General features: G+C 70.7%; 9 protein-coding genes. 8 read left to right on the top strand and 1 reads right to left on the bottom strand.

Going from position 1 to position 10,986, the window contains the following annotated elements; translation table 11 throughout:
* Positions 1–121 precede the first annotated feature (121 nt).
* A complete protein-coding gene (locus ACFYX0_RS45070) occupies positions 122–886 on the bottom strand; it encodes a class I SAM-dependent methyltransferase (RefSeq protein ID WP_388980937.1) in 765 nt (254 codons plus the stop codon).
* A 1,203-nt stretch (positions 887–2,089) separates the two neighbouring features.
* On the opposite strand from ACFYX0_RS45070, the gene ACFYX0_RS45075 reads away from it, so the two are divergent.
* The 8 genes from ACFYX0_RS45075 to ACFYX0_RS45110 all read left to right on the top strand — a co-directional run bounded on the left by ACFYX0_RS45075 (position 2,090) and on the right by ACFYX0_RS45110 (position 10,379).
* Positions 2,090–2,611 carry a Fic family protein gene (locus tag ACFYX0_RS45075; protein WP_388980939.1) on the top strand — a complete coding sequence of 174 codons (522 nt, stop codon included), beginning with the start codon at positions 2,090–2,092 and terminating at the stop codon, positions 2,609–2,611.
* Positions 2,612–2,863: 252 nt separating this feature from the next.
* Positions 2,864–3,802, top strand: coding sequence for an ATP-binding cassette domain-containing protein (locus ACFYX0_RS45080; protein WP_388980942.1), 939 nt, complete (start codon positions 2,864–2,866; stop codon positions 3,800–3,802).
* A complete protein-coding gene (locus ACFYX0_RS45085) occupies positions 3,799–4,650 on the top strand; it encodes an ABC transporter permease (RefSeq protein ID WP_388980945.1) in 852 nt (283 codons plus the stop codon). The genes ACFYX0_RS45080 and ACFYX0_RS45085 overlap by 4 nt, the downstream gene beginning before the upstream one ends.
* A 59-nt stretch (positions 4,651–4,709) precedes the next feature.
* Positions 4,710–5,978, top strand: a complete 1,269-nt coding sequence (locus ACFYX0_RS45090; protein ID WP_388980954.1) for a histidine kinase — start codon at positions 4,710–4,712, stop codon at positions 5,976–5,978.
* Positions 5,975–6,643, top strand: a complete 669-nt coding sequence (locus ACFYX0_RS45095; RefSeq protein WP_388980948.1) for a response regulator — start codon at positions 5,975–5,977, stop codon at positions 6,641–6,643. The genes ACFYX0_RS45090 and ACFYX0_RS45095 overlap by 4 nt, the downstream gene beginning before the upstream one ends.
* A 783-nt stretch (positions 6,644–7,426) precedes the next feature.
* The gene (locus ACFYX0_RS45100; protein WP_311701063.1) at positions 7,427–7,783 is read left to right on the top strand and encodes a PadR family transcriptional regulator; all 357 of its coding nucleotides are present in this window, start codon (positions 7,427–7,429) and stop codon (positions 7,781–7,783) included.
* Positions 7,780–8,691, top strand: coding sequence for a hypothetical protein (locus tag ACFYX0_RS45105; protein ID WP_388980951.1), 912 nt, complete (start codon positions 7,780–7,782; stop codon positions 8,689–8,691). Before ACFYX0_RS45100 ends, ACFYX0_RS45105 begins: the two co-directional genes overlap by 4 nt.
* Before the next feature lie 626 nt (positions 8,692–9,317).
* Positions 9,318–10,379, top strand: coding sequence for an alpha/beta hydrolase family protein (locus ACFYX0_RS45110; RefSeq protein WP_388980957.1), 1,062 nt, complete (start codon positions 9,318–9,320; stop codon positions 10,377–10,379).
* Positions 10,380–10,986 lie beyond the last annotated feature (607 nt).

Here is a 10,986-nt window from a genome sequence, read left to right on the forward strand (position 1 = left end):
CTTCAGCAGGTCATCGGTCGTCGCATAGAGTGCTGTCGCGAGGGTGTCCAAGTTGTGCGTCACAACATGATCTTGGACGCCCTCGTTTTCGTCTCCTCAGGCACCCCTTGGAATAGAACATCTAGGGAATTCCGGGAGTAACGGGCTCCGCGGTACCGCGCCGCGCCACGAACACGAACTCCCTGCCCGGCCGGTCGGGTGCGTCGCGTACCTCCTCGACGACGAAGCCGTGTTCATGCAAGTCCCGCTCGATCTCCGTACGTTCACGGAAGCGAAGTGTCGATTTCGAGGTCAGTACCTCCCCGTCCGCAGCGAACACGTGCGTACGCCGGAAGCTCACCAGCGGCAGGCTCACGTCCGTCAGCTCGGCCCAGGTCTCGACGCGGCCGACGCCCGGGATGTCCGTCATGCGGTACGTGGTCTCGCGCGTCCACTCCGCCCACTCCTCCCACACGCGCTGCGCCGGATCGCGCGTCTCGAAGACAAACCGCCCGCCGGGCCGTAGCGCCTCGTACGCGCCACGCAGCGTCGTACGCCACGCTTGTGGATCGGCGATCGCCTGGGCGACGTTCCCGGTCATCGTCACCAGGTCGATCTGCATGGGCGGCAGGTCCCCCGCGTCGCCGTCGAGCCAGCGCACCCGCCCCGCGCCCGGCTTGCCACGCGCGACGTCGACGGACGCCCGCGCGGGATCGATCCCGGTGACCGTAATCCCGCGTTCGGCGAGCAGCAGCGCGAACACGCCTGTGCCGCACCCGATGTCCAGCACGGACCGCGCCCCGAACTCCTCCGCCATCGCGAGATACGCGTCGAGATCGCTGCGGTCCGGATCGAGTGGGTCGTAGACGGCGGCGAGGCGCGGATGCCCGAAAATTGCGTCAACCATGGAGGCGAACGTATGTGGCCCCGGGCCCGAGCGGCCATTGCTTTTCGGGTTACGGCACCAAGCGGGCGCGGCGAAGTCCGCCGCTGATCCCGGCGCGCCCCTATCGAGCACGGCCGTACCGAAGCGAACCTCGGCCAGGCCGCTTAGGAGTTGTCCTCAAGGGTCACGCCCCCATCAGGAGCGAGGCGAGGGTGACGGCCGCTTGGTGGGATCATTACACGGAGCCTGAGCCGGTTCGGCCGCCCGCGAGCTCACGGCGGCCGATGCGGCCGGGCATTCCTTCACATGGCTGATCCGGGGAAATCCGCTTGAGCGGGCGCCGGGTGAGCGTGGCAGGCTTGCGCAGTGATCGTTGACTTGGCTCCTCGCTTTCTGAACTGGGACGAAGTCGACCCAGCCCGTCATCCTTTCGACGGTGCCTCGGCAGAGCAGGTGGTGCACTCGCTCGGGCCGGCACGGCGGGTGCCTCGCCGCCCCGACGTCTCCTTCGCCGACCCAGCGATGAATGCCTGGAGCTGGGACAAGGGCGAACCCTGGGCCGACGCCATGTCGCACGCACTCGCCGAGCACTACGGCCGCTGGACCGTAGGCTGGCGCTGGGCGCACGACGAGGGGGACTTCGACGGGGGACCAGTCGGGAACTGGTGCTGCCCACGGGACTCGATCACCACCCCGGAGGAGACGCTTGCCCGCGTCGTTGCGGCGCTGTGGCGAGTGGCGCGAGTGGCTGGAGAGTCTCGCCAGGTGGTTCGAGGCGTACCCGCTCGACCTGGCAGACGTCGATGACCAGCGAATCCTGTGGGAGCGCGCAGCCCGAAACCTGATCCTGCAGGTAACCGACCGCACCGGCTGCGGCAGCGGCTGGCACGGACACTGCCGTCAAGTGCTCACCTGGTTCCTCAGCCGCTGGGGCGTCGCGCCCGACCTCGCACAGCAATGGGTCGACCAGGCGATCGGCGGGCGTTTCGAGAGCTGGACCGGCCCCGACCCCGTGCTGGTCGACGACGTCGCGGAGCGGCTCGCACAGTCGCTGCGGCCGGACGACAATGCACGATCCGCCGGGCCGACACCGGACCACCTGCGTCGCTGGCTCGCGGTGCGCGAGAGCGTGCCATGGCAGCAGGCCCCGGACGGTGGCGGGGACGAACCCGTGACTCCGTTGCACGACGGCGTGGCGGCGGACATCCGCGCTTCGACGCAGCTGTGGATCCCAGACGCGCACAGGGCCTGCTCGCGGCCCTGGAGTTGCTGCGGGCCGACGCGGCGCGCGGCGCCTTCCTCGACTTCGAGCTGCTCCAAGGGTGGCAGCAACACGTCCTGGGCACACCGCAGCCGCCGCCGTTCCGCGACCTGCCGGCCTTCGCCAGGGGAGGCCGCGAACGCTACGGCATCAGCCCGGACACCCGGGCCCGCCTCGATGCCTGCCTGGGCGAGAGCGCGCAGGACGTCGGGCGGCCCCTTCCCCTCACCGCCCGGGCCGCACGTGCCTATCTCGACGTCTGCTTCTTCCATCCCTTTGACGACGGCAACGCTCGGTCCGCCTTTCTCGCCCTGGTCTTCGTTCTCGCCCGTGCAGGCGTCGCGCTCTACGGCGTCAACCTGCTGCGCCGCGTCACCTTCCAGGCCGATGAGCCCCAGGACACGCTGAGCCTCGCTCGGTACATCGACATCCACCTCACGGAGACCCGGCGCACCGCGGCCTCCCCCGGCTCCGCACCGAGCTGAGCAGGCGGTTGGCGAGCGCCGCCGCAGCGGGCGCTCAGTTACGGTGCCCTGCTCTGGGGGCCCTGATCCGGGAGACGCGGACATCCGCAGAGGATGCCCGGTGCCCCCAGCCGCCGTTGCCGTAGTACCCCGGTACTACCCACCCCCCACTGTTCAGTCCCCGGTACTACCGGATCCGGCAGATCGCGGACTTAGCGTGACGGAGGAGGCGTCAGGCGTTTCGGGCGCCGGAGTCCGAAAGAGAGAATGCGAATGATCGAGGCACAGCAGCTCACCAAGAGGTACGGGGAGAAGACAGCCGTCGACGGGCTGGACTTCACCGTGAAGCCGGGCACGGTGACCGGCTTCCTGGGGCCCAATGGTGCGGGGAAGTCCACGACGATGCGCATGATCGTCGGGCTGGACGCGCCGACGAGCGGCTCCGTCACGGTGAACGGACAGCGCTATGCCCGACACCAGGCGCCGCTGCAGGAGGTGGGGGCGCTGCTGGAGGCGAAGTCGATCCACCCGGGCCGTTCTGCCTACAACCACCTCCGGGCGCTCGCGCTGACCCATGGCATTCCGCGCCGCCGGGTCGACGAAGTCGTCGAACTGGCCGGTCTCGGCAGCGTCGCGAAGAAGCGGGCCGGTGCCTTTTCTCTCGGCATGGGCCAGCGGCTCGGCATCGCGGCGGCCCTGCTCGGCGATCCGCAGACCGTGATGCTGGACGAGCCTGTCAACGGACTGGACCCCGAGGGCGTCCTCTGGATTCGGAACCTGCTCACCTCCCTGGCAGCCGAGGGCCGCACGGTGTTCGTCTCCTCGCATCTGATGAGCGAGGTGTCACTGGTCGCGGATCACCTGATCATCGTCGGGCGGGGCCGACTGCTGGCCGACACGACCGTGCAGGACCTGGTCCGTGAGGCGGGCGGAGACACCGTGAAGGTCGCGACGGACGACCCCGCGCGGATGCGGGACGTGCTGGTGGGGCCGGGCGTGGAGATCACCGGCCGCATCGGCTCCGAGGAACTGCAGGTGACCGGGATGTCGGCCCGCGAGATCGGGCTGAAGGCGGCCGAGCACGGAATCCCCTTGTTCGAGCTGACCACGAAGGCGGTGTCGCTGGAGGAGGCATTCATGGAACTGACCAGGGACGCCGTGGAATACCACGGCTCCACGACCGGCACCAAGACCTCCGGGAGCGCGGCATGAGCACCCTCACGGCAACTCCCGAGACCCCTGAGACCGACCAGGCCGCGCCGCCCCGGCCCGCCTACCGGGTGACCGGACGGCGCGTGCTGTCCTCGGAGTGGGCCAAGCTCTGGTCCCTGCGCTCCACCTGGATCACCCTCGGCCTGGGCCTGCTGTTCCTCGTGGCCTTCGGCGTCATCGCCGCGAGCCACTACAAGTCCAATCTCGACTCCGGCCGACACATGGACCGCGACTTCGCCACCGCGACGGCTGTGAGCCTGTCCCTCTTCGGCACGAACTTCGCGCAGTTGGCCCTCGGTGTGCTCGGCGTACTGGTGACGGCGGGCGAGTACTCCACCGGCATGATCCGTTCGACCCTGGCCGCGGTGCCGCGCCGGCTGCCCGTGCTGTGGTCCAAGGCGGCGGTGTACGGGCTGGTCGCGCTCGTGGTCGCGACCGTCGGCGCGTTCGTCGCCTTCCTCGTAGGCAGCCAGATCGTCTCCGGCACGCCCGCCGCCGTGGGCCTCGGCCACGCCGGCGTCGTCCGCAGTCTCCTGGGCGCCGGGCTCTACCTGGGCCTGGTCGGCGTGATCGGCACCGCTCTGGGCGCGCTGCTGCGGTCCGTGGCCGGCGGCATCTCGGTCCTGGTCGCCGCTCTCATGCTCGTCCCCGGCCTGGTCTCCCTCCTGCCCAGCTCGTGGCAGGGCAACATCGACCCCTACCTGCCGAGCCACGCGGGTGAGTCGATCTTCGCCCTGACCCACGACTCGACCACGCTGTCGCCGGGTGGCGGACTCCTGGTCTTCCTCGGCTGGACGGCCCTGGCGCTGGCCGGAGCGGCGTACCGGCTGCTGCGCAGCGACGTCTGAGCAGCAGCCACCCGCATCATGGGTTGGTGACCTCCGTGACCACCGAAGATCTCAGCGGGATGGGGCCGCTGGTCGCCCGGCTCGGCCGGGCCGGCCAGCGGCTCAAGCATGCCGACCGGGCGCGCCCCTGGGTGCTGGACACCGCGGTAGTGTTCATGGTCTTCCTGCTGTTCGGCCTGCCGGACCTGCTGCACGCCGTCGGCGTGATCGGAGGGGACGGCGACGGCCCGCGCCGCTTCCGCATGGCGTTCACCCGGTTGCCCGTGGCGGGCATGCTGGCCCTGCAGGCCGGGCTGGTGCTGCCGCTGCTGTGGCGACGCCGGGCACCCGCCGCCGCCTTCGGCGCCGTCACGGCCGTGTTCGTCCTCCAGTGGGCGCTCGGCGCCGCACTTCGTGCGGACGTCGCCCTCTTCGTCGCCCTGTACAGCCTGACCCTGCACGGGCGGCTGCGGCAGCTGCCGTGGGCTTGTGCGGTCACGATGGGCGCACTGGGCCTGGTCGCGGCGCGGGTGTCGACGGCGGTGTCGGTCTGGGACGCATTGTTCTTCCTGCTCAGCACGGCGACAGCGGCTCTTGCGCTCGGCCTGATGATTCGGATCCGGCGGGCTCAGCTGGCCGGGCTGCGGGACCGTGCGGCCCGGCTGGAGATCGAACGCGATCAGCGTGGCAGGCTCGCCGTCGCGGCCGAGCGGACGCGGGTGGCCCGGGAGATGCACGACATCGTCGGCCACAACCTGTCCGTCATAATCACCCTCGCCGACGCGGGAGCCTATGCCGCCGACGTCGCTCCGGAACGAGGCCAGGAGGCCCTGCACCTCATCGGAGACACCGGCCGCCAAGCCTTGGGCGAACTGCGCCGGGTGCTCGGCGTACTGCGCGAGGCGGACGGTCCGCCGGCCGAACCCGAGCTGAGCCCGCAGCCTGGTCTCACGGACATCGACGCGCTGTGCGAGGGAGTGCGCGCCGCCGGCCTGGAGGTCGTCTACCGTACGGCCGGAGACATCGACGCCCTCGACAGCGGGGTGCAGCTGACAGTCTACCGCATCGTGCAAGAGGCCCTGACGAACACCCTGAAACACGCTGGCGCCGGCGCGCGTGCGAACCTGGCGATCGTCGCGGAGGAGACGCGGCTGACCATGACCGTCCAGGACTCCGGCCCGCCCACCCCGGGAGCCGGTCCCCGCACGGCGAACGAGGAAGGACACGGCCTGGTGGGCATGCGAGAACGAGCGGCGCTCTACGGCGGGCACGTCAGCGCGGGACCCGCAGGCACCGGCTGGACGGTACGGGTCGACCTCGACCTCACTCCCCAGGAGGGTGCCCCGTGACCACTGTGCTCATTGTGGACGACCAGCCGCTCCAGCGATACGGCTTCCGCATGCTCCTCGACTCCGTGCCCGAGACCGAGGTGGTCGGCGAGGCCGCGCACGGGGCGGAAGCGGTGCGCCAGGCCGCGGAACTCCGCCCCGACGTCGTCCTCATGGACGTACGCATGCCGGGCATGGACGGTATCGAGGCCACCCGCCGGATCGTCGCCGCAGGCGACCGCTCCCGCGTACTCGTCCTGACCACCTTCGACATCGACGAGTACGTGTATGCAGCCCTCCGCGCCGGAGCCAGCGGTTTCCTCCTCAAGGATGCCCGCCCCGAGGAACTCCTGGCAGGCATCCGTGCGGTGGCCGTCGGAGATGCCGTGATCGCCCCCGCGCTCACCCGGCGCCTCCTCCACGAGTTCACCCGTCTTGTGCCGCCCGGCGGTGACGGCTCCGCCGAGGACCCGAGACTGAGCTCCCTCACCGACCGTGAACGCGAGATCCTCGTCGCCATCGGCAAGGGCTGGAGCAACGGCGAGATCGCTAGCCGATTCGTCCTGTCGGAGTCCACGGTGAAGACTCATGTCGGCCGCGTGCTGTCCAAGATCGGCGCCCGCGACCGCATCCAGGCAGTGATCTTCGCCTACGACCACGGTCTGGCCAGGCCCCAGGCAGGCTGAGCCGGGCGCGGCTGGGCGGCGCGGTTGTTCGATCGTGGCCATAGCGGTGGCGGGATGGGAACGGGGATCGGCCTCACCCTCGCGCGCGATCTGACAGCCCGCGACTCGGTTCAGACCGCCGACGCGCACGCCGGACGCCGTAGCCCCGCTCGTACGATCCGGTTGGCGGCCGTCTTCTGCTTGCTGATCGCGCTGGCACCGTACGACCACGCCACACCACCTGGTGACGAGCGCGTAGAGCCTACGACTGAGGCGGCGGGGCCACCGGTCGTGCCGACTGGTGGCCCCGCCGCGAACTCATCAGACCGGCGTCTCCCGTGGCACCCATACGCCTGGGGCAGCGGCCGCATCTGGGCCTTCGCCAGCAGACCGAGGGCCCACCCGATCGCCTCCGTAGGCACCTTCTCATCCTCCAAGGCATAGGGGGCTTCCCGGCCCAGGACAAAGGCAGGCGCTCCAGTTGGGCCGCCGCCCGCAGCGCGGCCATCGGGGCCTGCTCGACCAGCGCAGCCACGCCTGCTCCTCCCGGAGTAGGCGCCCGAGGCCGTCCGGCGGCCCTGGCCCGGCACCGCCCGCCACCCGCCACCCGCCACTCGCCACCCGCCTGCCGCCGGCCGCCTGCCGCCAGCCGCCACCCGCCACCCGCCTGCCGCCTGCCGCCAGCCGCCAGCCGCCAGCCGCCAGCCGCGGAGGAGCGTCCCAAGGCAGCGGCGCGGGCTCCCGAGCCGCGGAGTCGATAGGCCACTCGACAACATATGCCGGTCACCGATATATATAGGCAGCATGAGTGATCGACCGCTTCAGGAGCCGACGCTGCTCCTGCTCACCGCCCTGGCCGACGAGCCCAGGCATGGTTACGGACTGATCCAGGAGATCGACGCGATCTCCCAGGGCCGCGTGCGGATGCGCACCGGCACCCTTTACGGCGCGCTGGACCGACTGCTCCAGCAGGGCCTGATCCAGATCGAGCGCGAGGAGGTCGTCGACGGTCGGGCCCGCAAGGTCTACGCCCTCGCCGAGGCCGGCCGCTCCGCGCTGGCCGCCGAGACGGAACGGCTGCGCGCCGTGGTCGCCGAGGCGGAGCGCCGGATGGCCGCCCGCCGTGCCCCCGTCACCCGCCCGAAGGGAGCCCTGGCGTGACGGAGCAGCATCCGCCGCGCGCCCTCCGCTGGGCGCTGCGTTTCCACCCGGCCGCCTACCGCGCCGAGCACGAAGCCGAGTTGAGCGCGATCTACGCCGAGGCCACGGAGGGCGTCGGCTCGCTCGGCCGACTGCGTGAAGCGCTCGACGTCGCCGGGCACGGCCTGCGACAGCGCACCGGCCTGGGCTCGGACCGGACTGCCGGTCAGGTCCTGGCCCATGCAGCCCCGTTGGCTGTCGCTGTCGCCACGGGTGGCAGCGTGGCGAACCTGTTGTGGCTCGTCAACCCGGACGTCCGCACCCTGCCGTCGTCCTCGCTTGCGGGTGCGCTCGTCTTCGCCGACCAGATCTTCGTGCCGCTGCTCTGGCTGGCGACGCTCGCTGCCATCTGGACCGGGCGCTGGAGCCTGGCCCGGGCGCTGGGCGTGCCGGCGACGGCGCTGCGTCTGGCCGACCTCCCGCTGCTCCTGTTCGCCCACTTCGACTTCCACGGCGCCTATACGGGCGCAGCCATGAACTTGACCATGCCGCTGCTCACCGGCGCTGTCGTCCTCGCCGCGCCCAGGGACCTGCTCGGCACCTCCCGGCCGCAACGCGTCGCGATCACGAGCATCACCGTCCTGGCCGTCCTGATGACGGCGGCGCAGCTCATCAACATCTACTACCCACCACTGGGCCCCCGCCTCACCCACATGCTCTGGGCGGGTGTCCTCGCGGTCGCCCTGCTCTTCAACAGGCGCCGCCGGTTGCTCGCGGCGGGCTTGGCCGTGGCGCTGCTCCCCACTGCGTTGCAGGTCACGGTTCCCCTGCATCCGTTCTCCCCCGCGGGTGCGATCAGCCTGTTCCTGGTGCTGGTCAGCGGCACGGTGCCCCTCCTCCGCGTGCGTCGGCATCTCGCGCACAGGTGATTCCGGCGAACAGGGCGTAGCGAGATCCGTGGCCCGGTCGGCGGCCAGATGGCTTCTGCCGGGGCTCCTGGCATCCAGGCCGCGCGGCGCCCTCTCACAGGCCTTCTCGACGCGGTCCGCGCCGGTGGCGTGGACAACCCCCCTGCGGTCACCCCTGCGACCGCAGGCCACCCCGGCCCTCTGCCCAGCCTGGGGTCATGCTGGGCCGGCCTCAGGCGAATGGTTCTGTCACCGCCCACCACCACAAACGGCCCGGACCGCCAGGACTGACCTGCATTGTGGTCACCGCCGACGCGTGCCACACCCAACGCAAGTACGCCAACAGCCGGTCGCCAGCCGCGCCAAACGGTCGGTCGGCCGACCGACCGGCAAGCGTTATCAGTCGCACCTGCAGCAGGGCGGGGCCGTGACGATGCCTCGCGCCGCCCCAAGCGGCACGGGCTGGAGCCCGGTTCCATCCAAGAAACCCAGACTCGGGAGGATCCATGACCATCAGGGCGTCCATCGGCCGAGAACCAATGACGCGTCGTCGCATGCTAGGGGCAGCGCTGACCGCTGGGATCGGGGCTGCCATGCCGCTCGGCGTCGCATCCCGCGCGTGGGCGGCTCCGAGCGCCTCCAGCCCGATGCAACTCGCCCTGCCTCGGCCCACCGGGCCGTACCCGGTGGGCACGGTGCCACTCCACCTCGTCGACACCTCACGCCCGGATCCCGTGGCCGGCCCGGGACGTCACCGCGCGTTGATGGCCAGTGTCTGGTACCCCGCACGCAAGGCCGAGGACCTGCCACGCGCCCCCTGGATGGCCGAGGGCGCGCTGCGGGCGTTCCTGGCGGACGCCGGCTTCCCCCTCGACCCCGCCCTCGGCCCGCTCACCGCCGGGCACCTGGGCGCGCCCGTGCACCATACGGGCCATCGCCTGCCCGTCATCGTGTACTCGCACGGCTCGGGCAGCCACCGCGGCGATCACACCATCATGGCTCAGGAACTCGCCAGCCACGGCTACGCCGTGGTCACCGTCGACCACACCTACAACACGTTCACGGAGTTCCCCGACGGCCGGGTGGTCACCCCGGGCGAAGTCCCGATGTTCCCGAAGGACTTCGCCGCGGACCTCGGGTTCCTGCTCGACTGCGTGGAGGCGCTCGCCGCCGGGCGCAACCCCGACGTCGACGGCAAGCAACTGCCCCAAGGACTGCTCGGCGCCCTCGACCCGCAGTGCATCGGCGCGTTCGGCTGGTCGAAGGGCGGCACCGCCACCGCGCTCACCATGCTCGCCGACCAGCGCGTCCGCGCCGGGCTCAGCCTCGACGGCCCGATGCAGCCGACCATCACCGCCGACCTGGACCGGCCGTTCATGATGATGACCGCCGTGTTCACCCGGGCCGCCATGCCGGACGTCGCCGAGTTCTGGACGCACCTTCGCGGCTGGCGGCTCGACATCCAGGCCGATGGAGCCGTCCACAACTCATACGGCGACAACGCGACGTTGATCCCGCAAGCGGGCAAGATCCTCGGCATGACCGACCAGCAGATCCAGGACATGATCGGCACCCTCGATCCGGCCCGGGCCGTGCGGATCCAACAGGCCTACCCGCTCGCGTTCTTCGACCTGCACCTGCGGCACCGCGGAGGGCATCTGCTCAAGGGCCCGAGCGTGGCCTTCCCAGAGGTGAAGTTCCTGCCATAAAGCCGTGGACCGCGGCGCTCACGTCCAGCGCCGCGGTCCGCGCGCCCCGGCAGCGATGAAGAACTTTCCGGGCGACCACATACCTGCCGACCTGGCAGCAGCCCGGCAACGGATTGCCCGCCACTTGCACGAGCTGTGCTGGATGCAGTTCCTCACCTCCTTTGCCCACGCAGGCCCCCGCCCCGTTACCTTTCTCGTGGCCCCGCAACGGGGCGCCTGGCCCCCGGGTCCGGTATGGCTTTTTGCCCCCTGTCGCACGCATGACCTGGGGGGTGTTGCCGCGGGCCTCGGGGCACCGCTTGACCGCTGATGAGGGGCCTGACGACCGCCCGGTCCGGTGCAACGTCGGACCGCTTCAGGGCGGGGATGTCTGCGTAACGTGGTTGCCGGCGTGTGGTGCCGCAGGGACGGCCGGGAGTTGGGGAGACGAGAGGCGAGGGACACGCGCACATGGTCGACACGACCGCGATAGATCTCTTCCTCGGCCTGGACCTGGGTAAGGATTCCCAATGCTGTTGTCAAGCGCGATTGGCGGCGCATCGTGCCTGGGTCATGTTGTTTCTTGCGGCAGGCTGATCGTGAAGGTGTGGCCGTCACGTATGAGGGC

Origin of the sequence: Streptomyces sp. NPDC002573 (assembly GCF_042889625.1) — a bacterium.
Classification (GTDB): domain Bacteria; phylum Actinomycetota; class Actinomycetes; order Streptomycetales; family Streptomycetaceae; genus Streptomyces; species Streptomyces gibsoniae.

Bases quoted from the DNA above. Each gene is read 5' to 3' on its own strand.
- ACFYX0_RS45070 (WP_388980937.1), bottom strand. From the start codon at position 886: ATGGTTGACGCAATTTTCGGGCATCCGCGCCTCGCCGCCGTCTACGAC.
- ACFYX0_RS45080 (WP_388980942.1), top strand. From the start codon at position 2,864: ATGATCGAGGCACAGCAGCTCACCAAGAGGTACGGGGAGAAGACAGCC.
- ACFYX0_RS45085 (WP_388980945.1), top strand. From the start codon at position 3,799: ATGAGCACCCTCACGGCAACTCCCGAGACCCCTGAGACCGACCAGGCC.
- ACFYX0_RS45090 (WP_388980954.1), top strand. From the start codon at position 4,710: ATGGGGCCGCTGGTCGCCCGGCTCGGCCGGGCCGGCCAGCGGCTCAAG.
- ACFYX0_RS45100 (WP_311701063.1), top strand. From the start codon at position 7,427: ATGAGTGATCGACCGCTTCAGGAGCCGACGCTGCTCCTGCTCACCGCC.
- ACFYX0_RS45110 (WP_388980957.1), top strand. From the start codon at position 9,318: ATGCAACTCGCCCTGCCTCGGCCCACCGGGCCGTACCCGGTGGGCACG.